General features: G+C 72.1%; 27 protein-coding genes. 13 read left to right on the top strand and 14 right to left on the bottom strand.

Features of this window, described 5'->3' with window-relative positions; genetic code table 11:
* Positions 1–25 precede the first annotated feature (25 nt).
* Complete coding sequence (locus IC605_RS21070) at positions 26–406, bottom strand: metal-sulfur cluster assembly factor (protein ID WP_246581133.1); 381 nt, start codon at positions 404–406, stop codon at positions 26–28.
* Positions 406–720, bottom strand: a complete 315-nt coding sequence (locus IC605_RS24865; RefSeq protein ID WP_246581132.1) for a rhodanese-like domain-containing protein — start codon at positions 718–720, stop codon at positions 406–408. The genes IC605_RS21070 and IC605_RS24865 overlap by 1 nt, the downstream gene beginning before the upstream one ends.
* Positions 721–784: 64 nt before the next feature.
* On the opposite strand from IC605_RS24865, the gene IC605_RS21060 reads away from it, so the two are divergent.
* The 6 genes from IC605_RS21060 to IC605_RS21035 all read left to right on the top strand — a co-directional run bounded on the left by IC605_RS21060 (position 785) and on the right by IC605_RS21035 (position 6,186).
* Positions 785–1,102, top strand: coding sequence for a rhodanese-like domain-containing protein (locus tag IC605_RS21060; protein WP_216328646.1), 318 nt, complete (start codon positions 785–787; stop codon positions 1,100–1,102).
* Between the two features lie 4 nt (positions 1,103–1,106).
* On the top strand, positions 1,107–1,448 hold the full coding sequence (locus tag IC605_RS21055; protein WP_216328644.1) for a hypothetical protein: 342 nt from the start codon (positions 1,107–1,109) through the stop codon (positions 1,446–1,448).
* A gap of 88 nt (positions 1,449–1,536) precedes the next feature.
* Complete coding sequence (locus tag IC605_RS21050) at positions 1,537–2,037, top strand: universal stress protein (protein WP_216328642.1); 501 nt, start codon at positions 1,537–1,539, stop codon at positions 2,035–2,037.
* 280 nt (positions 2,038–2,317) lie between these two features.
* Complete coding sequence (locus tag IC605_RS21045; protein WP_425514235.1) at positions 2,318–4,861, top strand: U32 family peptidase; 2,544 nt, start codon at positions 2,318–2,320, stop codon at positions 4,859–4,861.
* Positions 4,862–4,950: 89 nt separating this feature from the next.
* Entirely contained in the window at positions 4,951–5,475 is a 525-nt protein-coding gene (locus IC605_RS21040) for a DUF402 domain-containing protein (protein WP_216328640.1), read from the top strand.
* Between the two features lie 3 nt (positions 5,476–5,478).
* Complete coding sequence (locus IC605_RS21035; protein WP_216328638.1) at positions 5,479–6,186, top strand: hypothetical protein; 708 nt, start codon at positions 5,479–5,481, stop codon at positions 6,184–6,186.
* Between the two features lie 3 nt (positions 6,187–6,189).
* Here the strand turns inward: IC605_RS21035 and bshC are convergent, their stop codons facing one another.
* A complete protein-coding gene (gene bshC / locus IC605_RS21030; RefSeq protein WP_216328636.1) occupies positions 6,190–7,746 on the bottom strand; it encodes a bacillithiol biosynthesis cysteine-adding enzyme BshC in 1,557 nt (518 codons plus the stop codon).
* Positions 7,747–7,930: 184 nt separating this feature from the next.
* Positions 7,931–8,605: a Crp/Fnr family transcriptional regulator gene (locus IC605_RS21025; protein WP_216328633.1), complete on the bottom strand. Its 675-nt coding sequence runs from the start codon at positions 8,603–8,605 to the stop codon at positions 7,931–7,933.
* 101 nt (positions 8,606–8,706) lie between these two features.
* Between IC605_RS21025 and IC605_RS21020 the strand changes: the two genes are divergently transcribed.
* Together IC605_RS21020 and IC605_RS21015 are read left to right on the top strand one after the other, a co-directional pair.
* The gene (locus IC605_RS21020) at positions 8,707–9,486 is read left to right on the top strand and encodes a WecB/TagA/CpsF family glycosyltransferase (protein ID WP_216328631.1); all 780 of its coding nucleotides are present in this window, start codon (positions 8,707–8,709) and stop codon (positions 9,484–9,486) included.
* Positions 9,487–9,498: 12 nt separating this feature from the next.
* Positions 9,499–10,272, top strand: coding sequence for a metallophosphoesterase family protein (locus IC605_RS21015; protein WP_216328629.1), 774 nt, complete (start codon positions 9,499–9,501; stop codon positions 10,270–10,272).
* Here the strand turns inward: IC605_RS21015 and IC605_RS21010 are convergent.
* Genes IC605_RS21010 through IC605_RS20995 form a run of 4 tightly spaced genes read right to left on the bottom strand, consistent with a single transcriptional unit; the run spans position 10,269 to position 13,508 of the window.
* Positions 10,269–11,567, bottom strand: a complete 1,299-nt coding sequence (locus tag IC605_RS21010; protein WP_216328627.1) for an aminotransferase family protein — start codon at positions 11,565–11,567, stop codon at positions 10,269–10,271. The two genes, IC605_RS21015 and IC605_RS21010, sit on opposite strands and share 4 nt — an antisense overlap.
* Positions 11,568–11,602: 35 nt before the next feature.
* A complete protein-coding gene (locus tag IC605_RS21005) occupies positions 11,603–12,514 on the bottom strand; it encodes a hypothetical protein (protein WP_216328625.1) in 912 nt (303 codons plus the stop codon).
* Positions 12,508–13,005: a DinB family protein gene (locus IC605_RS21000; RefSeq protein ID WP_343216681.1), complete on the bottom strand. Its 498-nt coding sequence runs from the start codon at positions 13,003–13,005 to the stop codon at positions 12,508–12,510. Before IC605_RS21000 ends, IC605_RS21005 begins: the two co-directional genes overlap by 7 nt.
* Positions 12,999–13,508 carry a DinB family protein gene (locus tag IC605_RS20995; RefSeq protein WP_216328620.1) on the bottom strand — a complete coding sequence of 170 codons (510 nt, stop codon included), beginning with the start codon at positions 13,506–13,508 and terminating at the stop codon, positions 12,999–13,001. The genes IC605_RS21000 and IC605_RS20995 overlap by 7 nt, the downstream gene beginning before the upstream one ends.
* A 43-nt stretch (positions 13,509–13,551) precedes the next feature.
* Between IC605_RS20995 and IC605_RS20990 the strand changes: the two genes are divergently transcribed.
* Complete coding sequence (locus IC605_RS20990) at positions 13,552–13,905, top strand: DUF4180 domain-containing protein (RefSeq protein WP_216328618.1); 354 nt, start codon at positions 13,552–13,554, stop codon at positions 13,903–13,905.
* A 1-nt stretch (position 13,906) separates the two neighbouring features.
* On the opposite strand, the gene IC605_RS20985 is transcribed toward IC605_RS20990, so the two are convergent.
* A complete protein-coding gene (locus IC605_RS20985) occupies positions 13,907–15,484 on the bottom strand; it encodes an L-glutamate gamma-semialdehyde dehydrogenase (RefSeq protein WP_216328616.1) in 1,578 nt (525 codons plus the stop codon).
* A 293-nt stretch (positions 15,485–15,777) separates the two neighbouring features.
* On the opposite strand from IC605_RS20985, the gene IC605_RS20980 reads away from it, so the two are divergent.
* Together IC605_RS20980 and IC605_RS20975 are read left to right on the top strand one after the other, a co-directional pair.
* Positions 15,778–16,356, top strand: coding sequence for a TetR/AcrR family transcriptional regulator (locus tag IC605_RS20980; RefSeq protein ID WP_216328614.1), 579 nt, complete (start codon positions 15,778–15,780; stop codon positions 16,354–16,356).
* A gap of 61 nt (positions 16,357–16,417) precedes the next feature.
* On the top strand, positions 16,418–16,945 hold the full coding sequence (locus IC605_RS20975) for a TspO/MBR family protein (RefSeq protein ID WP_216328612.1): 528 nt from the start codon (positions 16,418–16,420) through the stop codon (positions 16,943–16,945).
* Here IC605_RS20975 and IC605_RS20970 read toward each other — a convergent pair.
* Entirely contained in the window at positions 16,942–17,841 is a 900-nt protein-coding gene (locus IC605_RS20970; RefSeq protein WP_216328742.1) for an ROK family protein, read from the bottom strand. The two genes, IC605_RS20975 and IC605_RS20970, sit on opposite strands and share 4 nt — an antisense overlap.
* 144 nt (positions 17,842–17,985) lie before the next feature.
* Here IC605_RS20970 and IC605_RS20965 point away from each other — a divergent pair, with 144 nt between their 5' ends.
* Complete coding sequence (locus IC605_RS20965) at positions 17,986–18,372, top strand: hypothetical protein (protein ID WP_216328610.1); 387 nt, start codon at positions 17,986–17,988, stop codon at positions 18,370–18,372.
* On the opposite strand, the gene IC605_RS20960 is transcribed toward IC605_RS20965, so the two are convergent.
* The 3 genes from IC605_RS20960 to IC605_RS20950 all read right to left on the bottom strand — a co-directional run bounded on the left by IC605_RS20960 (position 18,369) and on the right by IC605_RS20950 (position 21,238).
* Positions 18,369–19,904, bottom strand: a complete 1,536-nt coding sequence (locus IC605_RS20960; protein ID WP_216328608.1) for a DUF4127 family protein — start codon at positions 19,902–19,904, stop codon at positions 18,369–18,371. The two genes, IC605_RS20965 and IC605_RS20960, sit on opposite strands and share 4 nt — an antisense overlap.
* Positions 19,905–19,977: 73 nt before the next feature.
* Entirely contained in the window at positions 19,978–21,027 is a 1,050-nt protein-coding gene (gene argC, locus IC605_RS20955; protein ID WP_216328606.1) for an N-acetyl-gamma-glutamyl-phosphate reductase, read from the bottom strand.
* A gap of 67 nt (positions 21,028–21,094) precedes the next feature.
* Positions 21,095–21,238, bottom strand: a complete 144-nt coding sequence (locus IC605_RS20950; protein WP_216328604.1) for a hypothetical protein — start codon at positions 21,236–21,238, stop codon at positions 21,095–21,097.
* On the opposite strand from IC605_RS20950, the gene IC605_RS20945 reads away from it, so the two are divergent.
* Entirely contained in the window at positions 21,237–22,280 is a 1,044-nt protein-coding gene (locus tag IC605_RS20945) for a Brp/Blh family beta-carotene 15,15'-dioxygenase (RefSeq protein ID WP_216328602.1), read from the top strand. The genes IC605_RS20950 and IC605_RS20945 overlap by 2 nt on opposite strands.
* Positions 22,281–22,392: 112 nt before the next feature.
* Here the strand turns inward: IC605_RS20945 and IC605_RS20940 are convergent, their stop codons facing one another.
* Positions 22,393–23,148, bottom strand: coding sequence for a restriction endonuclease subunit S (locus IC605_RS20940; RefSeq protein WP_216328600.1), 756 nt, complete (start codon positions 23,146–23,148; stop codon positions 22,393–22,395).
* Positions 23,149–23,267: the final 119 nt, after the last annotated feature.

Here is a 23,267-nt window from a genome sequence, read left to right as displayed (position 1 = left end):
CAGCTCCCGACGTGACGAAGCGGGGCTAGACGCTGAAGCCGAACATCCGCATCTGGCGCTTGCCGTCCTCCGTCATCTTGTCCGGACCCCACGGCGGCGTCCAGACGAACTCGACGTTGACCTCGCTCACCCCGTCGAGGCGGCCGACGGCCATCTCGGCGTCGGCGCGGATCAGGTCCTGCACCGGGCAGCCCACGCTCGTGAGGGTCATGGTGATCTCCACGACGCCGCCCTCGCCGATGTCCACCCCGTAGATCAGCCCGAGGTCCACGACGTTGACGGGAATTTCGGGGTCCTTGACGACCTTGAGGGCTTCGAGAACCTGCGCCTCGCTGGGCAGGCCCTCCGGGGTCGCGTCCGGTGCGGTGACGTTGGTGTTCGCCGTGTCGCTCTTCGTGTCGTCCATCAGCCCTTCCCTCCTTCGGTGGGCAGACCGTTCTCCGCCCAGGCCAGCGTGCCGCCGCCCAGATTCACCACGTCGGTGTACCCGTGGTCGAGCAGGTACTGCCCGGCGCGGGCGCTGCGGGCCCCGCTGCGGCAGATCATCACCAGGGGGCGGTCTTTCGGCAGTTCCCCGGAGCGGGCCTCGAACTCGCTGAGGGGCATGAGCCGAGCGCCCTCGGCGTGGACCTCCTCGTACTCGTGCCCCTCGCGCACGTCCACGAGGAGCGCCCCCTCCTGCACCATCTTCTGCCCCTCTTCGGGTGTGACTTCCCTCATGGGGCCAGGATAGCCCAGGGCCGCGCCCCCAATGGTGCGGGCAACGGCGGGGTAGACTCGCCCCATGCCCCTCCCCGGCGGCGTGACCGTCCTCGACCTGCGGCCCGAGGACCTGCGGCAGCGTGAGCCCCTGGAGCGTTTGACCCCCCTCCCGGTGCGCGCCGTCTCCCTGGACGCCATCGAGGACGGCACGCACGGGCTGAGCCCCGACCTCGGCCCCCTCGTCGTGGTCTGCGAGCGGGGCGCGCGTTCGGGGCTGGCCGCGCGCTACCTTCAGGCGGACGGCCTGGAGGCGAGCGCCTACCCCGGCGGCGTCCCGGCCCTGGTCCGCGAGGGTGAAGAAAAAGCCAGGGCGGCGGGCACGAACCCGCCTCTACCCTGACGCCGTGGACGTTTCCCCCGAACAGTTCGAGCGGATGGCGAAGGCCACCCTCGCCGCCTACGCCACCCGCCTCGGGCCCAGCCTCGACCTCACGATGGAGACCGGGCCCGAGGGGGTGCGCTTCGTGCTGCGGCGGCAGACCACCCCCTCGGCCGAGACGTATGGGGCCGCCGCCGTCGTCGCCAAACCCGCCGTGGACGCCGACGGGGTTGAGCCCTTCCAGCAGGTGCTCGACCACCTGCTCGACCTGAACGAGAGGGGCGCGTTGCCCCCGCTGCCGGACGGCGACGAACCCCCCACGGTCTGCGAGTACCGGGCGGGGGAGGGGTTGCGGGCGCTGTCCTAGTCGCCACGGCGACCGGTCGGAGCGGCGGGCGGTGCTTCCCGGAGCGGGTGGTAACTCCCCGGTAACGGCTCGCTCCTACGCTCGCCCCATGCCCCCCGACGAAGGAACGGCCCGGCCCACCCTGCTCGTGACCACCGACACCAGCGCGCTCGGTGACCACGCCCTCGCCCACGCACAGGCGCTCGCCGGCGGACTGGGGGCGGAGCTGTGCGCGCTGCTCGTGCTGCCCGATCCCCTCCCCGCCGTGGCGGACGGGATCGCCTACCTGCCGCCCGTGAGCCCGGAGGACCTGCTCGCGGAGCGGCGGGAGGCCGAGGAGGGGCTCGCCGCCCGCGTGCCCGGCGCCCGGGTGCGGGTGGAGCGGGCCGCCGGACGCCCCGTGCCGGGCGTCATCCTGGCGGTGGCGCGCGAGGAGAACATCCGCCTGATCGTGATGAGCACCCACGGGCGCAGCGGCCTGAGCCGCGCCCTCCTCGGCAGCGTGGCGGAGGGGGTGGCGCACCACTCGCCCGTGCCGGTGCTGCTCGTGCGGGCGAACCACCCGGTCACGCCCTGGGTCGGAGCGTCCCAGGCCGAGCGGGTGGGCTGAGGTTCCGCCGTTCCAGGGCTGGCGCGAGGTCCGGGGTGATCCGTTCCCGTGAGGACCGACCCCTTTGCAAGCCGCTCCACGGTTCAGCCCGCTTCGCCGAGAGGGGAGCCGGAAAGTTCATGCGGGAGTGGGGAACTCCTGTCCCCGCCTCGGGGGTGGACCCGTGGAGCCGAAAGGCAGAGTCCAACCGGGCCGGGCGAGCCTCGTCCCTTCGCCGCAGCCCCGCCCCCGTTGCCTGCCTCACGCTCGCCCCCGCGACGGTCGGCTAGACTGGCGCGTTATGCCCGACGTTGCCCGGCGCCGCGCGCGCGTGAAACCCGAAGTCATGAGTCCCGTGGGAGGCTGGCCCCAGCTCCGCGCCGCCGTGGAGGCGGGGGCCGACGCGGTTTTTTTCGGCGTGGAGGCCTTCCACGCGCGGGCGAAGGTGGGCTTCACCAATGAGGAACTGCCCGACATCATGCGGGCGCTGCACGAGCGTGGGGTGATGGGCTTCGTCACCTTCAACGTGCTCGTCTTCGACCGCGAGCTGCGTGAGGCCGAGTCACAGCTCATCCACCTCGCCGAGTCGGGGGTGGACGCGATCATCGTGCAGGATCTGGGAGTGGCGCGGCTGGCGCACGAGATCTGCCCCGACCTCCCCATCCACGGCTCCACGCAGATGAGCATCACCTCCGCCGAGGGGGCCGAACTCGCCCGCCGCTTCGGGGCGAGCCGGGTGGTCCTCGGGCGCGAACTCTCCCTGCGGGACATCGGGCGCATCGCCTCCCAGACGGACCTCGAACTCGAAACCTTCGTCCACGGCGCCCTGTGCGTCAGCTACTCGGGGCAGTGCTTCTCCTCCGAGGCGTGGGGCGGGAGAAGCGCGAACCGCGGCCAGTGTGCCCAGGCCTGCCGCCTCCCCTACGAGATGCTGGTGGACGGCGTTCACCGCGACCTCGGCGACGCGCGCTACCTGCTCTCGCCCGGCGACCTCTACGCCCTCCATCAGGTGCCCGACCTCATCGGGGCGGGCGTGAGCTGCCTGAAGATCGAGGGCCGCTACAAGGACGCCGACTTCGTGGCCCTGACCACCTCCGCCTACCGCAAGGCCGTGGACGAGGCGTGGGCGGGGTTGCCCCTGAGCGTGAGCCCTCAGGAGGAGCGCGATCTGGAGCAGGTGTACTCGCGCGGCCTGGGCCCCCACTTCCTGGGCGGGACGAACCACCAGACCGTCGTGCGGGGCCGGGCGCCCAGGCACCGGGGCGTGCGGGTGGGCACCGTGCGGGGCGTGACCGAGCGCGGCGTCCTCGTCGAGCTGTCCGGAGAGGTCAGGCCCGGCGACGGCCTCGTCTTCGACCCCGCCAACTGGCGCACGCCCGAGGGCCGCGAGGAGGGCGGCTTCCTGTACGGCCTGTGGCAGCGCGGGCGGCAGGTCGAGACGGTCCGGGCGGGGGAGAGTGCCGAACTCCGCTTCGGGCGCGGCGCGGTGGACCCGGCGCGGGTGCGGGTGGGTGACCCGGTGTGGCGCACGCACGACCCCTCCCTCTCCGCCCGTGTGAGGCCCCTCCTCGAAGCGCAGGACCCGGTGTACACCCGTCCCGTCACCGCCCACTTCCGGGGCCATGTGGGGGAGGTGCCCGCCCTCACCCTCACGGACGAGCAGGGGCGCCATGTCACGGCGACCCTCGACACGCCCCTCCCGCCCGCCCGCAACCGCGCGCTGGACGAGGCGACCCTGGCCGAGCAACTCGGCAGGCTGGGCGGCACGGGCTATCACCTCGCGGGCCTGAGCGCCGACCTCGCCGGGGCCGGGTTCCTCCCCGTCTCGGGGCTCAACGCGCTGCGGCGGGAGGCGGTCGAGGGGCTCACCGCCCTGCGCGGACAGGCTCCCGGGCGGCGGATTCAAACACGGCTGGCCGAGGCATTACGGGAGACCGCAGCTCCTCAACCCAACGCTCACGACCTGCCCCCCCGCCTCCACGTCCTCGTCCGCACCCCCGGGCAACTCGACGCCGCGATCGAGGAACGCCCCGACTCCATCACCCTCGACTACCTGGAGCTGTACGGCCTGAAGCCCAGCGTGGAGCGGGTGCGGGAGGCGGGCATTCCCGTGCGCGTCGCCAGCCCGCGCATCCTCAAGCCGACCGAGCAAAACCTCCAGCGGTTCCTGCTGTCGCTGAACGCGGAGGTGCTGGTGCGCTCGGGTGGGCTGCTGGAGGGCTTGCAGGGCACGCCGGAGCTGCCGCTCCTCACGGGCGACTTCAGCCTCAACGCGGCCAACGTCCTCACCACCCGCGCGCTGCTGGGGCTCGGGCTGGAGCGCGTCACGCCCACGCACGATCTCAACGCCGCCCAGATCACCGACCTCGCCGGGCTGGTGGGCCCCGGGCGGCTGGAGGTCATCGCCTACCAGCACCTCCCCGTCTTCCACACCGAGCACTGCGTCTTCTGCCGCTTCCTGTCGGGGGGCACCGACCACACCAACTGCGGCCACCCCTGCGAGTCGCACCGGGTCGCCCTGCGCGACGAGCGCGGCTTCGAGCACCCCGTCATGGCCGACGTGGGCTGCCGCAACACCGTGTTCGAGGGCCGTCCGCAGGTGGCGGGCGCCCACCTGACGGGCTGGCTGGTGGCGGGCCTGCGCGACTTCCGCCTCGAATTCGTCCATGAGACGCCGGATCAGGTGCGCGAGGTGATTCGCCTGCACCGCGCTTTCCTGGCGGGCGACCTTGGCACGTCCGCGCTGGAAGCCCGCCTGCGCGCCCTCTCCGGCCAGGGGACGACCGAGGGGAGCCTGTTCGTGCCGCAGGGCTTCGACCGCCTGCCCGCCCTGCCCGTCGTGTGAGGGCACGGCCGGGTTAGGCCACGCTTCATGAAGCCCCGCCTGCCAAGATGTTCACTTCCGTCAGGAAAGCGGGCCCCGTACGATGACCCATGCGCGCGGCGGAACCCGTGAAAACTGAACGGCATGACGTGGCAGGAGGACAACACCACACCAACACGGGGGTGCGCCCGGTGCACACCTACCGCGAGCACCAGCATGGCCTGTTCGTCGCGCGGGACTTCGTGGCGCACCCCCGCATCCGCGCGTGGCAGGCCCACCTCCTGCCCAAGATCGGCGTGCAGGTCTGCCGCTACGACTTCCACGGCGCCCGCGAGCACGACTACTACATCGACGTCGCCACCATTACGCGGGAGGGCGACCTCTGGACCGTCCGCGACCACTACCTCGACGTCATCGTCCACGACGGCATGGCCGCCGAGATCGTGGACACCGACGAACTCCTCGCCGCGCACGAGGCGGGCTACATCGGCGCGGACGAGCTGTGCCGCGCGGTGGCGACCGCCCACCGGGTCGTTTCCGGCCTCGTGCGCGCCCGTTACAGCGTGCCCGAGTGGTTGGCCGGGCAGGGGGTGCGGGTGGAGTGGGCGAGTGCGCCCGAGACGGTGGCAGTTTGACGGGTGGCTCCCCATAACGCCCAGGCCCGCCTCGAAGCCGCCCTGCCCGCCGCCTTGGGTCGGGTCATCGCCACCCCCGGCGTCTACGCGGTGCTGTGGTGCGGCTCGGCGGCGCGGGGAGAGGCGGACGCCCACAGTGACCTCGACCTCCACGCGCTCGTGACCAGGAACCACCGTTGGCGGAGCAGCTTCGTGGTGAACGGCGTGCCCGTTGAGGTCTTCCACAATCCGCCGCGAACGATTCGGGCGTTGTTCGCGCAGGGAGAAGCGGCCACCGTCGCCATGTTCGCCGGGGGCCGCGTGCTCGTGCCGCACCCCGATCTGGACGCCCTCGTTGCCGAGGCTCGCGCGTTGTGTGCGGCGGGCCCGGTTCCCCGTTCCCTCACGCCCGCCGAGCGGCACCTGCTGTTGGATGAGGTCATCGAGGCGCGGGCTGCCGTGAAGGAATCCATGCACCCTTACCTCGTGGCGAACGCCGCCGGGAGGCTGGTGCGGGCCCTGTACGCGGCGCGGGGCTGGTGGGAGGTCAAATCCCGCCACTGTCTGCGCGACCTGATGGCGCGTGAGGCCGAGGCCGCCCAACCCCTTCACGCCGCGCTCAACGCTTCCCAGCCGGACGGGCGGCAGGCGGCCCTGGAGGCGCTGGCCCTGTGTGTGCTCGACTCGTTGGAGTATGGAGAAAGCTCTACAGAACCCCAGGCCGTGCCCTGACGCTCAGGTCAGCGGCACCTCCGCCTGCGTCCCCGGCGCCAGTTCCAGGAGCCGCCGCAGCGGCGCGTCCCCGTGCTTGAGGAGGAAGGTCAGGAAATTCATCTCCCGCTCCTGCGGCGTGCCCAGCGGCAGGAGGTGACGTTTCAACCGCGTGAGCTGCCGCGTCCGGTCGTCCTCCTGCCGGGCGAGGGCGCGGGCGGCGAGGGTCTGGAGGTGACGAACCCTGGCCGTCGTCCGCAACCGGGTGCGTTCGGCGGCCCCGGCGAGGGTGGGGTCTAGCGCCCCGAGTTCTTCCGTCAGCGCGCGCAACTCGGCGTCCAGGGCGGCGAGGCGCTCCTGGGAGGCGGCCCCCGCCCCCCGTTCACGCGCCAGCGCCCGGCCCAGCACCCCCTCCGGGTCGGCCTGCACCTCGGCGGCGCTCGCCCCCAGGCGGGCGAGGAGACGCGCCACGTTGGGCTCCAGCCACGTCACGCTCAGGCGCGGCCACAGCAGCGGTTGCCCGAGCCCGTGGAGGCCGTACACCCCGGCGAGCTGCGCCCCGTACGCGATCTCGCCCGGCCCGACCACGAAGGCGAGCGTGGGGAGCAGCGCGTCCTGCACGACCGGACGCAGGCCCGCCGCCGGGGTCAACCTCGCAGGGTCGCCACGCAGGACGGCCAGCAGCTCCTCCCGCGTGTACGTCCGGGTGTCGGTGGAAAACCTCTTGCCGTCAAAGCGCAGGAGCCGCCGCTGCCCGTCCCCCTCCTCCAGAAAGAGGTTTGTCGCCCCCGCCGGGCGGCGCAGTTGGGGCTCGAAACCCGCCATGAGCAACCGCTCCGCCGCGTCCTCGATCCGGGCGGGGCCGTCCAGCGGGCGCTCCAGTTCGCGGGCGAGCGTCGGGGCCATGAGCGCGGCGAGGGCCGGGTGCAGGGGGTCGAGCACGAGCAGCCCGGTGGGGGCGAGCAGCCCGTGGATCAGCCGGGCGAACACGTCGGCGTAACTCCCCCCACCCGCAAGGGCCCGCTCCACCCTGGCGCGCACCGCCGCCCGGTATTCGGGGGCCGTGTCGAAGGCGTCCAGCAGCCCGAGCACCTGCGCCGTCCACTCCCCCCGCCACGGCACCCGGCCGACCGACACGCCCTGCGGCACGTCCAGCGTCAGGTGGTGGAGGGCCTCGCTGTGGTCGAGGAGGGTGGTGGAAGCCACCTCCGCCGCGTCGTGGTCCTGGCTGGCGACCCAGTAGACGGCGACGACGGGGGCGTCCTCGCGGCTCAGGTGCTGGGCGAGCAGGGCGGCGTCGGCGCCCTTGTGGACGCTGTACGCCGGACCCGTCAGGAGCCCCGCCTGCTGCCCGGTGACGACCACCCGCGAGGCCGGGTGAGCGAGCCGGGCGAGAGTCGCCTCCACCCCCCCGTCCAGCGTGCCCAGGTCGCGGTGGTAGGCCCGCAGGGCGCTCGCCAGGGCCGCGCGGTCCACGTCCCGCCGCTCCTCCCGCGCCGCGCCCTCCAGGTCGCCTGCCCGCAGCCGGAAAAAGCCGGGCAGGTCGCCCGCCCGGTACGCCGCCGCGATACTCCTCGTCACCTTCAAGGTCCCACCGTCTTCCGCATCGGGCCCAGCCTAGAACGTTTGCGCGCCGGGGTGGCGTGCCGACCTCACGGACAGGCTGCCCGTTCGTTGGGAAACAGTCGCCCACGCACCGCCAGGCTTGAGGAGACGACCCGGGGCGGGCACGACGGCACCAGAAGACGCGCCGTTTCTGCCCGCCCTACCGCAGCGGCTCCCGCGAGGCGTGGATCAGCCCCGCCCGGTCGGTGAGGATGATCCGGCGGTAGCCCAGGTCGAGCAGCCCGCGTGCCCGGAAGTCGCCGAGGAGCTTGGTGATCGTCTCGCGGGTGCTGCCGACCACATGGGCGAGGTCCTGGTGCGAGACCCGCTCGCGCAGGGCGAGGACCCCGCCCTCCGGCCAGGTGCCCTCCCGCTCGGCGAGGGCGAGGAGGGCGAGGGCGAGGCGCTGCGAGACCTCCATGAAGACGAGGCCCGCGAGACGCTCCTGCACCCCGCGGGTCTGGCGGGTGATCTGCTCGGTGAGGGCCACCCCGACCGCCGGGTGGGCGCGGGTGAGGCGGGCGAGCGTCTCGCGGCCCAGCATCAGCGACTCGGTGTCGTCCATCGCCTCGGCGTACATGCCGTACCGTTCGCCCGGGAGCAGCGCCGACGCGCCCAGCAGCGAGCCGGGACCGTGCACGTCGAGCGTGACCTCGCGCGCCGCCGCTCCGAGGCGGTAGAGCCGCACGCTCCCGCGCGTGAGGAGATGCAGCGTCTCCGCCGGGTCCTCGGGATGAAAGAGCAGCCCCCCGCGCGCCCAGCGACCTACCCGCGCCGCCGCCATCACCTGCGCGAGCGTCTCCTGGGGCAACGCTCCGAATGCACCGGACATCATGAGTTTCAGTGTGCCACATAGGCCCCGGGAAACCGCCCCCCGGCGGGGCGCCGCCCGGCGTCCAGGCCCCGGCACCCCCCGTGTTACAATTCGCGCCACGCATGACCCGACCTCACCCCACCGCTCCCTCCCCCGCGGCGGAGCCCTCCCGGGCCGGGCGCCTCACCCTCTTCGACCTCCCGCTGGACACGGTGACCCTCGACGCGGCGCTCGACCTCCTCGGCGAGTGGATGTTCCGCGCCCCCCGCTCGCCCCACACCGTCGTCACGCTCAACCCGGAGTACGTGGTGCAGGCCCGGGGGCGACCCGACCTCGTGGCGGCGGTGCAGGGGGCCGATCTGGTCACCGCCGACGGTGTGGGCATCGTCTGGGCGGCGCGGCAACTGCACGGGCGGGAGGTGCCCCGCGCCCCCGGCTACGACCTCGTGAGGGGGCTGATGGCGCGGCATGGGGGGGAGTTGCGCGTCTTCTTCCTGGGGGCCAAGCCGGGCGTCGCCGAACAGGCCGCGCAAAACGCCGCGCGCGAGTACGGCATCGGGGTCGCGGGCGTCCACCACGGGTACTTCGACCTCCCCGAGGACCAGCGGGTCGCGGAACTCGTCGGGGCCTCGGGCGCGCACCTCGTCCTGACCGGGATGGGGGGCGGCAGGCAGGAGACCTTCAACGGGTACTGGCGGCAGGTCCTCGGCGCCCCCGTCATCCTCGGCTGCGGCGGCGTCATCGACGTGTTCGCCGGGACCGCCGACCTCGCCCCCACCTGGACCCGGAAGCTGGGCGTGGAATTCATCTGGCGGGTGGGCCTCGACCGCAAACGCTGGAACCGCGCCCCCCGCCTCGCCCAGTTCGTGCAGATGGTGCGGGCGGAGCGAAGGAAGCGGTAGCCCCGTCCGGCCGTGCCCATCGCCGCCCTCTCCGACGTGCACGGCAACCTCCCCGCCCTGGAGGCCGTCCTCGCCGAGGTGGAGAGGTTGGGGGTGGAGCGGGTCCTGATCGGCGGGGACGTGGCGTACGGACCCTTCGTGCGGGAGACGCTGGACCGGCTGCTCGCCCTGGGGGACCGCGCCGTCTGGATTCGCGGCAACGCCGACCGGGAGCTGGTGGAGGTCTTCGACGGGGGGACTGCGGGGGCGTCTCTCCCAGACGATCAGCGGCGGGCGCTGGCGTGGGAGGTCGGAAGGATCGACCGTGCCCACCGTGACTTCCTCGCCGCCCTGCCCCACCGCCGCAGGGTGGAGGTCGAGGAGCTGGGCCCCGTGCTCTTCTGCCACGGCTCGCCCCGGAGCGACGAGGAGATCGTCACCACCCTGACCTCCGGGGAGCGGCTGGCGCGCCTCCTGGCCGGGGTGGAGGAGCGGGTCGTCGTCTGCGGACATACCCACGTCCCGTTCGACCGCGTGGTGGGGGGCGTGCGGGTGGTGAACGCGGGCAGCGTGGGCATGGGGTACGGGCCGCCCGGCGCGTCGTGGGCCCTGCTCGGACCGGGGGTGGAGCTGCGGCACACGGACTACGACCGGGAGCGCGCGGCGGCCCTGTTCCGCCGAAGCGGCCACCCCCTGAGCGAGACCTTTGCCGGGAACGTGGAGCGGCCCGCGTCGGCCCAGAAGGCGAGCACGTTCTTCGAGGAGCTGGCATTGCGGCGGGAGCGGGACGGGGCCTCCCCCCCCTAACCCACCTCGCCCAGTGCTCCGTCCAGCGCCCCCAGCAGCTCGTCCACCTCGGCGTCCGAGATCGTCAGGGGCGGGCCGAGGAGGAGGTGGTCGCCGCGCGTGCCGTCCAGCGCGCCGCTGCCGGGGTAGGTGATCAGGCCGCGCCGCAGGGCCGCCGCCGCCACCCGCGCCGCGATGCCCGGAGTGTCGAACGCCCGCCCGGTCGCCGGGTCGCCCAGCACCAGCCCGAGGAGGAGGCCGTGGCCGCGTGCCTCCAGCACCGTTCCGTGCCGCGCCTGCACCTCCCGCAGGCCCGCCAGCAGCCGCTCGCCCTGCCGCTGCGCCCGCTCCGCCAACTCCTCCCGCTCCACGATGTCGAGCACGGCGAGGCCCGCCGCCACGCTGACCGGGTGGCCCGCGTAGGTGAAGCCGTGCTTGAAGGCGCCCGAGCCGTTCATCACCGTGTCGTACACGTGCCCGCTCGCGGCGAGCCCGGCGAGGGGGGCGTACCCGGCGGCCAGCCCCTTGCCGAGAACCACGAGGTCGGGCGTGACCTCCCCGCCCAGCCGCACCGCCAGGGGAGCGCCGCAGCGGCCCATCCCGCTCATCACCTCGTCGGCGACGAAGAGGACCCCGTACTCGCGGCAGATCTGGGCGATGCGCGCGTGGTAGCCGGGGTTCGGGGCCAGCGCCGCGTCCGACGCCCCCACCACGGGCTCGGCGATGAAGGCCGCGACACTTGAAGGCCCCGCCTCCTCCAGCACCGCCCGCAGCCGTTCGGCGTCGGCCTCGCCGCCCAGCGTGGGGTCGGGCCGGGGCAGCTTGGGCCACGCCGATTCCTTTATCAGGGGGGCGTACAGGGCCCGCCGCGCGCCCATCCCGCTCGCCGCGAGCGCGCCCAGCGAGGCGCCGTGGTAACTCGGCACGCGCGTCACCACCCTGTACCGGCCCGGCTCGCCGCGCTCGACGTGGTACTGCCGCGCGAGCTTGATGGCGCTCTCGTTCGCCTCCGACCCGCCCGACACGGCCCAGAGGCGGTATCCCGGCAGCCCCAGAAACTCCATCAGCCGCGTGGCGTACTCCTCCAGCACGGGCGAGGTGAACTGCGACCCGTGGACGAAGGGCAATTCCCGCGCCTGCCGCGCCATCGCCTCGCCGACCTCCGGGCGACCGTGGCCGACGTTGGCGACGAGCGCTCCCGAGGAGCCGTCGAGGTAGCGCCTGCCCTCCGCGTCGAAGAGATAGACGCCCTCGCCGCGCACGGCGGTCGGGGAGGGCTGGCGGGAGCGGTAGAAGACGCTGCTGGGGTGGGTCATGGGGCCTTTCGGGGAAGCGGGAGAGCGGTCAGCCGTCAGCTTTCAGCGGTCAGGGAGAAGAGGGGCGGAAGGGCCAGCCAGTCATGCAGGGGTGGGGAGCCCTCGACCTCCATTGCGCGCAGGATCAGGCGGCAGGCGGCGCGGTGCGGATCGAGATCGGGGAAGGGGAGACGTTCGGCGTACCCGGCGCGGAAGTCTTGCGCTCCTTCGGGGGTCAGCAGCGACTCCCACAGGCACAGGTCGAGTTCGGGCGGGGCGAGGGCCGACGCCTCGACGTCCACGAGGGCGAAGGGCTGTCCCTCCCGCCACACGAACTGCGAGCCCGCCCAGTCGAGGAGCATGGGGACGGCGCGGGTGGGGGAGGGGGCGGCAGTGAGGGCGGCCTCGGCCCCCGGCCAGTGGGGGGCCCAGGCGTCCGGGTCGAAGTGGGCGGCGACCTCGCGCACGACGCTCAGGGCGCGCGGGTAGAACTCGGTCAGGGGGAAGCGGGTCCGTCCCGGCACGTCTCCGAAAGCACCGAGGGCATGAGCGTGCACCCGCGCGACCCGCCGCCCCAGCTCTGCCGCGTCCGCCTCCGGCAGCTCACGGGACGGGCCGCCCTCCACGAACTCCACGACGAGGGCCGAACTGCCCCGGAAGTCCACCTGCCCCAGCACCTCCGGCACGGCCCACACCCCGACCTCCCGCCAGCAGCCGTAGGTGGCCGAGACCGCCCTCAGGTCTCGCGGGTCCGTCCCGAAGAGTCCCGTCAGTCCCAGCATGAACGGGCTCACGTCGGGCGTCGTCCACCACGGGCGCCGCACGATCACCGGCCCCCCTGCCAACTCCACCCGCCACACGTGCGAGGCGCGGCTGGAGTCCCCGGCGTTGAGTTCGGTGACGGAGAGCGCCCGGGTCAGGTCCCTTGCTGACGGCTGAGAGCTGACCGCTGACCGCTCCCTCACCATGTGTCCCCCCCGCTCGGCGGCGGCCACAGCCCGAGCGCCTGCCGGATGGTCACGACCTGCCCGAGGTGGTAGAGGCCGTGCCCCGCGAAGGTGGCGAGCATCGCGGCCCAGGGGTGACCCTCATGGGTCAAGCCGGAGGTGAAGGCCGGGTCACGCGCCAGCACCCGCAACCGCCCCTGCCCCGCGAGGAGCTGGGCCCGCTCCTCCTCCCACGGTCCCGGCGCGGGCCAGCCGCCCGCCGCGTGCTCGGGTCGGACCGGGGCGCCTCCCCCCGCCTCCTCCAGCAGGAAGTCCTGCCAGAAGGCCACGTGCGCGACGATCTGCGCCACCGAATGAGGCAACCCCGGCGGCACGTGCCCCGCGTCCTCCGCCCCCAGCCCCTCCAGCGCCCGCTCCCACGAGACGTTCGCCGGACCGCCGGGAAATAGGTTCCCGACCGCCTTCCCGAAGGCTGACGGCTGAGAGCTGACCGCTGACGGCTCCCCTACCACGTGTCCCCACCCCCCGGAGGCGGCCACGCCCCGAGTGCCTGCCGCACGGTGATCACCTGCCCGAAGTGGTGTGCGGTGTGCAGCGCGAAATCCGCCAGCAGCTCCCCGATGGTCTCCTCGTGGTTGACCGGGTTGGCGAGGTCGGGCCGGGCGGTGTGCGTGTCCACCCGGGCGAGCAGCTCGTAGAACTCGGCCCGCACGCGCGGCCAGTCGCCTTCCGTCACGGCGGGCCAGGTGTCGGCGGCGTGCTTGGGATATGGCATCGCCCGCCCCTCCTCGATCACGTCCAGCATCCAGCGGTTCCACCAGTTCACGTGCGCCACGAGTTCGGCCACGCTGTGGGTCAGCCCGTCGGGCCGCCGGGTGGCCGTCGCCGCGTCCAGCCCGCTCAAGGACGCCTCCACGCCGACAAAAGCCTGCCCGCCCCGGAAGAGCTTGGGCAGCAGTCGGGCGAAGGCGAGCTGGGCGCGATCAAAGCGGTCGGTGGGGGGGTCGGTCGTCATGGGCGTAGTTTTGCAGAAGAGGAGGCTCTGTTAGGTTGCAGGAATGACGGCAGATGAATTTCCCCGAATCAGGACGGCGGGCGAACTGGGTGTCTCGCTGCGGACGCTGGCGGACGTGAACGAGGTGCTGGGCGCGGCGTTCGGTGCAGACGGCCTGATCCTGACCGAAGCCGACCTGTCCCCCGAGTTCTTCCGCCTGCGAAGTGGGCTGGCGGGCGAGGCGTTCCAGAAGTTTACGAACTACCGCATTCGGGTCGCGCTGGTCCTGCCGGATTTCGGCGCACACGGCGAACGCTTCGCCGAATTGGCCTATGAACACAGGGCTCATAACGCGATTCGCTTCGTCCACACCGAGGAGGAGGCCCGGGCGTGGTTGCAGACCTCCTCCCGCCGCTAAGTCAATACTTCTGCGCCACCGTCTTCGTCTGAAGGAACCAGAACAGGTAGTCGGGTCCGCCCACCTTCGCGTTCGTGCCGCTCATCCCGTAGCCGCCGAAAGCGTGGGTGCCGGAGAGAGCCCCCGTACACTTGCGGTTGATGTAGAGGTTCCCGACGTGCATCAGCCGCCGCGCCCCCTCGATCTTGGCGGGGTCCCGGCTGTAGAAGGCGGCGGTCAGCCCGTACTCCGAGTCGTTGGCGAGGTCGATGGCGTGCCGCCAGTCGCGCGCCCGGGTGAAGGTCAGTACCGGCCCGAAAATCTCCTCCTGGAAGAGGGGGTCCTTCGGGTCCACGTCCGCGAAGATGGTCGGCTGGACGTATCCGCCCTCGCGCTCCCCGCTGCCCGCCCGCTCCCCACCCAGGACGAGCCGCGCCGTCTTCTTCCCGTTCTCGATGTAGCCCATGATCCGCCGCGCGCTCCCCTCGTGGATGACGGGACCCAGGGGGGCGTTCTCCTCCGGCGACCCGACCCTGATCTCGCGGGCGAGGGAGACGACCTTCTCCAGCAGCGCGTCGTACACGTCCTCCTCGGCGATCACGCGGCTGCACGCGGAGCATTTCTGCCCGGCGTACCCGAAGGCGGCCTGCACGATCCCGGTGGCGGCGGCGTCGAGGTCGGCGTCGGCACACACCACCGTCGGGTCCTTGCCGCCCATCTCGGCCATGACGCGCTTGAGCCACCGCTGGCCCGGCTGCACCCGCGCCGCGCGCTCCATGATCCGGCAGCCGATCTCCTTGGAGCCCGTGAAGGCGATCATCCGCACGTCCCGGTGGTCCACCAGCGGATCGCCCAGCACCTCGTCCGTCCCGGTGATGAACTGGATCACGCCCTGCGGCAGCCCCGCCTCGAACAGCAGCTCCACGAGGAGGAGGCTCGACAGAGGCGTCTCGGAGGCGGGTTTCCAGACGACGGTATTGCCCGCCGCGATGGCCCCCAGCGCCATGCCGAGCGGAATCGCCGCCGGGAAGTTCCACGGGCTGATCACCGCGACGACGCCGATGGGCTCGTAGACGGTGGTGACGTGCTCGTCGGGCATGGGGTAGACGGGCTTGCCCTGCGCCCACTTCAGCGTCTCGCGGGCGAAGACCTCGAAGTGGTCCACGCACTCGGCGACCTCGCCGTCGGCCTCGGCCCAGTTCTTACCGTTCTCCAGGCCCATCACGGCGTTGAACTCCATCCGCCGCCCCCGCAGCAGTTCGCCCGCCCGCTTGAAGATCGTCGCCCGCTGCATGGGGTCGGAAAAACGCCAGGTCTCGAAGGCCGTCTTCGCGCAGGCCACCGCCCGCTCCAGTTGCTCGGGTGTCGCCTTCGGGAAACGCCACACGACCTCGCGCGTGTCGGCGGGGTTGCGGACCTCGAACGTCTCCCCGCCCTCCACCCGCTCGCCCCCCAGGGACATGGGGAAGGTCCGGCCCACGTACCGCTCACGCACCCGGCGGTAGGCCTCCCGCTGCGCCTGCGCCACGTCCTCGCGGCTGAACGGGAAGTACGGTTCGTGCTCGAAGGGGAGAAAGCCCTCCATCAGCGTGCTCGTCATCGGCCCTGCCTCCTTGTGGTCGAGGTGAGGCTAACACGGCGCGCGAGGAGGGGTAAAGTCGCTGTCAGACGGCAAAAAATGACGCTCCCCGGAGGAGGTTGAAGGGCGGAGAGACGCCGCCGACTTTACAGGTGCAAAGCCTCAACCGGAGCGAACGCCTCGGTTCCCCCTGATCATGTGCGCCCCACACAGTCCCCGGGGACCAACTCCCATAAACTACCAATTGGTAGGTAAAGGAGGTGAGGCTCTGAGGGCCGTCTGGTGGCCTGTGGGAACGGTTAGGGTTGAAGCCTATGCCGCGCCCGCGCAAGGAAGACGCCCGAGACACGCGCGAACTGGTGCTTGCAGCGGCCAGCGCGCTGCTGCACGAATACGGCTACCTCGGGGTTTCGATGGACGCGGTGGCCGACCGGGTGGGGGTTCGCAAGGCGAGCCTGTACCACCACTTTCCGGGGGGCAAGGAACAGATCGTTCTCGACATCGCCGGGCGGGCCATCGAGCGCGACGCCGCCGGGTTTGCGGAGGTGATCCGGAACCACCCGACCGCCCGCGCCCGGCTGAGCGCCATCGCTACCTACGTCTTTTCCGGCCCGGTGCAGACGGGGCGGATGGTGCGCGACGCCCTGCGGTTCCTGTCCCAGGAGCACCAGAACCGCGTCTTCGACCACTTCTTCCGCCTGAACCACCTCTACATTCGCCAGGTGATGGAAGACGGCGTGGCCTCGGGCGAATTGCGGCCCCACGACGCCGGGCGCAGCGCCTGGGCCTTCCTCGACCTGATCTCCGAGATGGGCTCGGGAGGGGAAACGCCGCGGGACGCCGACCTGGCGACCTGGATCGTGGCCCTCCTGATCGACGGCCTCGGCGCCTGATCCTCCTTCCGAAAACCTACCCGACGAGCGTTCCATCGAAGCCCTTGTTCCCAGGAGGTTCATGGTGACGACCTCAGCCCGTTCCCGATCCGCCCCCCGGTTCCGCTGGTGGCACGCCCTGGGCATCTTTGCCGCCGCCAACGCCGTGAGTGTCCTTCCCGCTGGCGTGGGGGGTGACGAGGCGTTTTACAACGACTTCGAGCGGCCCGCCGTCGCCCCGCCCGACTGGCTGTTCCCGCCGATGTGGCTCTTTCTCAACGTCACGTCGCTGATGGCCCTGGCACGGATCGCCAACGATCCGGAGCAGACCGGGGACCACCGCCGGGTTTACGCGCTCGAAGGCGGCGGCTGGGTGCTGTTCGCGGCCTTCAACACCCTGTATTTCGGGTTGAGGAGCCCGGTGCTGGGGGCCGCGGACACGGCGGCGGGCCTCACCGTGGGGGTCGGAAGCCTCGTCTACAGCCTGAGGGTGGACCGCCGGGCGGGTCTGCTGATCCTGCCGCGGGTCCTGTGGCTGCTGCTCGCCACCTCCGTCTCGGCCTGGGTGGCCCGGCACAACCGCGACGAGTTCCTGAGCCGCCGCGACTAACCCTGCCCCCGGGCCCACAGCGCCGCGCCGATCAGCCCCGCGTCCGCCCCCAGCTCGGCGTGGACGACCTCGGGGCGGTAGCGGGCGGGGAAGTGGGCGAGGGCTTCCTGCACGCGGGCGAGATACCCGGGGCGCAGGCCCACGCTGCCGCCCAGAGCTACCCGAGTCACCCCCAGCAGCGCGGCCACGTCGGCGATCTTCCAGGCGATGCGGGCGGCGGAGTGAGTGTAGGCGGTGTCGGCCACGGCGTCCCCGGCCTCGGCGGCGTCACACAGGGCGCGGGCATCCGGGTGGCCGAGCAAGCGGGCCCGCTCGTTCAGCGCCGTGCCGCTCGTCTCGAACTCCAGCGGGCCGAGGGGACCCAGCGCCGGGACTTCCATTCCGGGTGACCACGCGGCAGGTACGGAGACGAAGCCCAGCTCGGCGTCCAGCCCGTTTGCGGCGAGGTGCAGCCGCCCGCCCAGCACGAGGCCCGCCCCCACTCCCGTGCTGACGGTGATGAACATGAACTCGCCCGCCCCGCGGCCCGCCCCGGCGGCGAACTCGCCCCAGGCGGCGGCGCGGGCGTCGTTCAGGACCGCGCAGGGGAGACCGAGGCCAGTTCCCAACCGTTCGGCGAGGGGAATGTCGGTCCAGCTGGGGAAGGTGTGGGCGGCGGTGGCGGTCACCCGTCCCCCGGCGGTTGCCCCCGCGCAGGCCACACCGAGGGCCGAGGCTTGCGGGACGAGGGGCGCGGCGAGGCCGAGCGCGGCGGCGATCACGGCGTCCGGGAAGGCGGGCTTCGGCGTATGGGTCTCGTGCCGTCCGGTGACCCGCCCGTCCTCGATCAGCGCGGCGCGGATGGACGTGCCCCCGATGTCGAGGGCGAGGAGGGGTGGGGCGGCACCGTCTTGCAGGGAGGTCACGCGACCATTCTCCCCGTTCGCGCGCCCGCACAGGAGGGGAGGCGGGGTGCGCGCGGGCCACTTGATAGGCTGGGCCCACGCCCTGGGCGGATCGTCCCGGCGCCGTTTTTCGCCCTCCCGAGAGAAGAGGTTTCAATGGAGCGTTCATCCTGGGTCAGTCTCCTGATCCAACTGGCCGTCGCCTCCCCGGTGTGGATCGTCCTTGTGGTGGGGATCGTCCTCGCCGCGGGGCGCCGAGACGAGGCCCCCGCCCGCTACGGCCTGATGCTGGCCGCCCTCGTGCTGTTCCTGGTGCTCGGCGTCGCGGGGACCCTGGTGAGCGCGCTTCTCCCGTTCGTGGCGGTCCGGCAGGCGCTGACCGCCACCCAGATGGGTGTGGTCTACGCCGTCACCGGGGTGGCGAGCACCCTCCTGCACGCGGCCGCCTGGGTGCTCCTCCTGATCGCGGTGTTCCGGCGTCCCACTGCACCGCGTCCCGGCCCCGAGAACGTGGTGTCACCGCAGTCCCGCAACGGGGTTTAGCCCTCCCGCACCGCCCAATCCTGCTCCTCGGCGGCGCGCACGGAGAGCGGGAACACGCCCGTGAACAGCCGGGGCCAGGCCAGGTGCGCCTCCCCGACCTCCAGGCTCAGCCCCGTCCCCGCGAAGTGCCGCTCCCACAGCGCCCGGACGCGCGGCGTGACGATCTCCCGCAGGTGTGCCTCCGCCGCGTCTCTCTGTTCGCCCAGGTCGAAGGGGCTGGGGTTGTCCAGCCGGGCACGGATCTCGGTCCGCGCGAACGCCTGATACAGCGCGTCGTCCACCATCCGGGAGAAGAGGGCCTCCGTGTGCGCCGCCCGGTCCCCCACCAGGGGGGCGAGTTTGCCGAAGGCGACCGCACTCCCCAGCGTGTTGCCCGCCGTGTTCCACGCGCCGTAGCCCGCCAGCCGGGCGAGGGGGAGGTCCTGGATCAGCGTCCACAGCCGCCGCTCCGCCCCGTTGGGGTAGGCAATGTCGGCGAGGCTTACCGCCCGGCCCGCCGCCAGATCGTCCCGCAGCCCGTCCACGAAGGCGGGGAGGTGGCGGTGCGGCGTGTCCACGCCCGTGAAGTCGGGCTGGAAGCTCGCCTGCCGCGTGCCCGGCGTGTTCACCGCGAGGATGAAGTCGGCCTCAGCCGGGCTGTCCGCTGGAACGCACCCCGCCGCCCGCAGGTGCGCCCGCACGAGTTCCCCGGCCGGGCGGTCCTCGTAGAGCAGTTCCGCGCCTGCACCCAGGGTCCCGCTGTAGCGCACCCAGGCCCGCGCCCTCTCCGGCCTCAGCGCCCGGGCCACCAGCGCACACGGCACCTCGTCCGCGCCGGGGTACACGTCCAGACGGTCCCAGACGCCCAGTTCATCCGCCCGCGCCTCCAGCATCCGGCGGTCGAGGGCGGCCAGGCCGTAGGGGGTGGTGTCGTCCAGCGTGAGGCACAGGTGGGTCAGCGTGCCCTGAGCGAGCAGGTCGAGCGCGGCGAGGTGCAGCGCCCGGTTCCGCTCGCGGGTGCCCACCCAGTCGGCGAGCACGTCCGCCGGGACGGCTGAACGCGCCGCCTCCAGGGCCGCCCGTTCCCCCTCCCCGTGCCGCGCGTGGCGGTCGAAGGCGCCACTGTACGCCCGCAATTCGCGCCCCCACTCGCCGTAGTAGGGCTTTTCCTCGTGCGGGTCGTTGTCGTGCGCCACCCGCACGATCACCCCGAAGGCGGAGACGCGCAGGCCCGGATTGAGCCGCCTCGCCTCCCGCAACGCCCCCAGCCGCTCCAGTGCGAGGTCCAGCGGGTCCGACACCCGCCGTGCCGGGATCATGCCGCCGAGGCACAGCGTCTCCAGGCAGACGACGAGGACGTCGGCGTGCCCGGCCTCGTCCAGCAGCCACTCGCGCAGCCGGTCCGTGTCCCCCGGCGTGAAGAAGTGCGGCAGGGCCTCCGTGGGCGGCACACGGACTTCGGCCCCCGTCATGCGGGCCAGCCCCGCGGGGAGGTCGAGCGTCGGGGGGCGTGTATCGGGAGGAATCAGCAGCAGGCGGGGGGAGGCGCTCATCCCCTCCAGGCTAGAGCAGCGGTCCGGCGGGAGGACCGAACGAAGCCACCCCCCGCGCCTGAAACACCGACGCTCAGGCCGGGTGCAGCCCCGCGAACTCCAGCCCGGTCGTCTCCTCCCAGCCGTGGGCGACGTTGAGGCTCTGGATGGCGTGCCCCGCCGTGCCCTTGACGAGGTTGTCGATGGCGCTCATCAGCACCACGCGGCCCGAGTCCACGTCCATCTCGAAGCCCAGGTCGCAGTAGTTGGTGCCGTCGAGGAGCATGGGGTCGGGGTAGCGGTGGATGCCCCTGGCGACCTTTACGATGCGGATGAAGGGCTCTGCGCCGTACACCTCGCGGTAGGCGCTCCACACGTCCCGGTCCGAGTAGCCGTCGGGAATCCACGCCTGGACCGTCGAGAGGATGCCCCGCACCCGCGGCGTGCTGATCGCCGTGAGGTGGATGGGGAAGTTGCCGGGAAGCTCCTGCTGCACCTCGGCGGTGTGGCGGTGCCCGACCGGCTTGTACACCCGCAGGCTCCCCGCCCGCTCGGGGTGGTGGCTGGCCTCCGTGGCGCTCGCCCCCGCCGCGCTCGACCCAACGAGCCCGGTGGCGATGATGTCTCTGGGCAGCAGCACCCCCAGCTTGAGCAGCGGATACAGCGCCAGGATCACCCCGGTGGCGAAGCACCCCGCGCAGGCGATGCGGGTCGCGCCGCGCAGCTCCTCGCGGTGCAGCTCCGGGTTGCCGTAGACCCACTCGCCCAGTTTCTCCGGCGTCGGGTGGTCCTCCCCGTAGGTCGCCCGGTACACCTCCGGGTCCTTGAGGCGGAAGTCGGCGGAGAGGTCCACGACCACCCGCCCCTTGCCCTCGAACTCCCCGATGCGCCCCGCCGCGCTCCCGTGTGGCAGGGCGAGCACGATGATGTCGGCCTCCTCCAACTCGGCCGCCTTGCGGAACTTCAAATTCGTGCGGCCCCGCAGGTTGGGGTGGACGAGCGAGACGGGCTGCCCCGCGCTGCGCTCGCTCGTCACCTGCGTGACCTTGAGGTGCGGGTGCCCCAGCGCGAGCCGCAGGAACTCGCCGCCCGCGTACCCGCTGCCGCCCACGATGGCGACGGAACGTTGCTCGGAACCGGTCATGCGGCCCAGTACAGCACAGGTGGCAGGAAAAGAAGTTAGTCAGTTGCCGTCTGCTAGGAAGGGCGTGTCACTGCCTCCTGCACACCCCGCCGCCCACCCTCGCCCCTTCTCCACCCGAACACCCGACCTGGGCGCGGGCTTCTCGCCCCCCGTGCCCGGCGGTCCCGCCGCCCGCCGCCAACGCCCGGCCCATGACGAAGGAGGGCCTCATGTTGAACATCCTCGAACCCCGCGCCACGCCCGTCGCCGGAGCACGTCCCGCGTCCGTCCCGCTGGCCCTCGTCACGCTGCCGTGGGCCGCCGTGGGCGCGCTGCTGCTCGGCTGGTGGACCGCCCCGCACCTGCTGGAGCGTTTCATCTTCGTGCCCCTGCTCCTCAGCGTGGTCCTGTTCGGCCTGCCCCACGGGGCCCTCGACCACCTCGTCCCCGGGCGGCTGGGCTGGGCGTGGGGCAGGCGGCCCCGCTGGGTCGTGCTGTACTGCGTCCTGTACGCCGCCCTGGCCGGTCTGTACCTGCTCGCGTGGAGGTTCGCCCCCCTGCCCGCCCTGTGGGTCTTCCTGCTGGTCTCGGCGCTGCACTGGGGGCAGGGCGACCTGCACTTCCTGGAGGCGGGGCTGGGGCGGCGGCGCCCGGCGCGCTGGAGTGCCCCGCTGGCGCTCCTGGCCCGGGGCAGCCTCCCGATCCTGGTGCCGCTGCTGGCGTTCACGGGGGACTTCGAGCGGCTGGCGCGCGGGGCGGCCCTGGCCTTCGGGGGGCAGGTCGAAGTGGCCGCGCTCCTCCCGCCCGACGTGCGGACGCTCCTCACCCTCGGGCTGGCCGGACTGCTGGCCCTCTACGCCCTCGACACGCTGCGGGCCGCCTCGCCCGGGCGCCGTGCCCTGGAACTGGCGGAGGCGGCGCTGCTCCTCCTCCTGTTCCTGACCGTGCCCGCGCCGCTGAGCATCGGGGTGTATTTCACCCTGTGGCACGCGTGGCGTCACCTCGGGCGGCTGCTCGCGCTGGGAACGGGGCAGGCGCGACACCCCTCCCGCCGTGGGGCCCCGCGTCTGGCCGCAGACCTGCTACCCATCACGCTCGCCGCGCTCGGGATGCTGGGGGGGCTGTACCTGTGGGCGGCGCCGCGGGTGGCGTCGGTCGAGACCTTCACCGCGCTCTACCTCGCCCTGATCGCCGCCCTCACCCTCCCGCACGCCCTGGTCGTCGCCTTGATGGACGTGCCCCCACGGACCCGGGAGACCGCCCACGCGGGGTGAGGCGCCGCGAAACGGAGATGAACGCGATGAGTCCCGCACCAAAGGAAAGGGTACCAGGGTCAAGCACTGCCTGCCTCGGCCGTGCGTGGCCTCATCCCTGGAAAAACCGAGATCAGGAGTCTGCCGTCGCCGCCAACCCCGTACCGAGAATCATGGCCTCCACCTCCGCCCGCGTCTCCTCGCGCAGCCGACGTGCCTCTTTGCGCAGCCGTCCCGCCTCTGCCCTTGCCTCTGCCACCCGCGCCACCAGCTCCCGCTGAACATCGAGCGGTGGGAGGGGGAGAGGATAAGTGGCGATCATCCCAGCATTCAGGTTGGGTTGGTTGTTGCCGCTTGCAAGTGCGCGCAGGTGTTCGTACTCGCTCATCAAGTAGACCCATAAGTAATCAGGCTCGATGCGGGAGTCAAAGTTGGTCAGTACGGCACATGCCTGATTTGTTGCGGCTTCGATTCCGAGCTTCGCAGTGCGGCCCCGTGTGGCACCCTGACCGTACATTGCAACGATCAGACTTCCTTGAGGGTAGACCCGAGCACTGCTGCTCTGAAGTCCTGCTTCGGTCAAAGTCTCCTCAGTTCCTTCAATAACCGCATCCCTGACCTCGGTGGTCTTGACCCAGGGTATCGGCCCGCCGAAATAATCTTTCCGATACCGCGGCGGAGTTCCACCGCTGCTGATCGTACACACTTGACTGATAAGGACCTCGGGAAAGCTCGCTTGCGTAGGAGGGAGCTGGGCGCGAATCCCCGCCTCAAAACCCCACTGACCAAGAAGTGACCAAGGCAACACGAAAACTTTAGGCCGAACTGTGGAGGTCCGAATCCTGCCCAGGATTTGACGAACAGCCTCAAGCGCCTCCCGCTCCAACATTAGACCTCCTGCGAAAGTGGGTGGTTAAGCTGGCAGGGTGGGACACGAGCGACTGGACCGGGCACTAAAGATGAACCGTCAGCAGTTCAAGCGGCGGACCGGGGTGTACCCCGAGACCT

Origin of the sequence: Deinococcus aestuarii, assembly GCF_018863415.1 — a bacterium.
Taxonomy (GTDB): domain Bacteria; phylum Deinococcota; class Deinococci; order Deinococcales; family Deinococcaceae; genus Deinococcus; species Deinococcus aestuarii.
This window is presented reverse-complemented; position numbering and strand designations above follow the sequence as displayed.

Bases quoted from the DNA above. Each gene is read 5' to 3' on its own strand.
- IC605_RS21070 (WP_246581133.1), bottom strand. From the start codon at position 406: ATGGACGACACGAAGAGCGACACGGCGAACACCAACGTCACCGCACCG.
- IC605_RS24865 (WP_246581132.1), bottom strand. From the start codon at position 720: ATGAGGGAAGTCACACCCGAAGAGGGGCAGAAGATGGTGCAGGAGGGG.
- IC605_RS21060 (WP_216328646.1), top strand. From the start codon at position 785: ATGCCCCTCCCCGGCGGCGTGACCGTCCTCGACCTGCGGCCCGAGGAC.
- IC605_RS21050 (WP_216328642.1), top strand. From the start codon at position 1,537: ATGCCCCCCGACGAAGGAACGGCCCGGCCCACCCTGCTCGTGACCACC.
- IC605_RS21045 (WP_425514235.1), top strand. From the start codon at position 2,318: ATGCCCGACGTTGCCCGGCGCCGCGCGCGCGTGAAACCCGAAGTCATG.
- IC605_RS21040 (WP_216328640.1), top strand. From the start codon at position 4,951: ATGCGCGCGGCGGAACCCGTGAAAACTGAACGGCATGACGTGGCAGGA.
- IC605_RS21025 (WP_216328633.1), bottom strand. From the start codon at position 8,605: ATGATGTCCGGTGCATTCGGAGCGTTGCCCCAGGAGACGCTCGCGCAG.
- IC605_RS21020 (WP_216328631.1), top strand. From the start codon at position 8,707: ATGACCCGACCTCACCCCACCGCTCCCTCCCCCGCGGCGGAGCCCTCC.
- IC605_RS21010 (WP_216328627.1), bottom strand. From the start codon at position 11,567: ATGACCCACCCCAGCAGCGTCTTCTACCGCTCCCGCCAGCCCTCCCCG.
- IC605_RS21005 (WP_216328625.1), bottom strand. From the start codon at position 12,514: ATGGTGAGGGAGCGGTCAGCGGTCAGCTCTCAGCCGTCAGCAAGGGAC.
- IC605_RS20995 (WP_216328620.1), bottom strand. From the start codon at position 13,508: ATGACGACCGACCCCCCCACCGACCGCTTTGATCGCGCCCAGCTCGCC.
- IC605_RS20990 (WP_216328618.1), top strand. From the start codon at position 13,552: ATGACGGCAGATGAATTTCCCCGAATCAGGACGGCGGGCGAACTGGGT.
- IC605_RS20985 (WP_216328616.1), bottom strand. From the start codon at position 15,484: ATGACGAGCACGCTGATGGAGGGCTTTCTCCCCTTCGAGCACGAACCG.
- IC605_RS20980 (WP_216328614.1), top strand. From the start codon at position 15,778: ATGCCGCGCCCGCGCAAGGAAGACGCCCGAGACACGCGCGAACTGGTG.
- IC605_RS20975 (WP_216328612.1), top strand. From the start codon at position 16,418: ATGGTGACGACCTCAGCCCGTTCCCGATCCGCCCCCCGGTTCCGCTGG.
- IC605_RS20965 (WP_216328610.1), top strand. From the start codon at position 17,986: ATGGAGCGTTCATCCTGGGTCAGTCTCCTGATCCAACTGGCCGTCGCC.
- IC605_RS20960 (WP_216328608.1), bottom strand. From the start codon at position 19,904: ATGAGCGCCTCCCCCCGCCTGCTGCTGATTCCTCCCGATACACGCCCC.
- argC (WP_216328606.1), bottom strand. From the start codon at position 21,027: ATGACCGGTTCCGAGCAACGTTCCGTCGCCATCGTGGGCGGCAGCGGG.
- IC605_RS20945 (WP_216328602.1), top strand. From the start codon at position 21,237: ATGTTGAACATCCTCGAACCCCGCGCCACGCCCGTCGCCGGAGCACGT.
- IC605_RS20950 (WP_216328604.1), bottom strand. From the start codon at position 21,238: ATGAGGCCCTCCTTCGTCATGGGCCGGGCGTTGGCGGCGGGCGGCGGG.
- IC605_RS20940 (WP_216328600.1), bottom strand. From the start codon at position 23,148: ATGTTGGAGCGGGAGGCGCTTGAGGCTGTTCGTCAAATCCTGGGCAGG.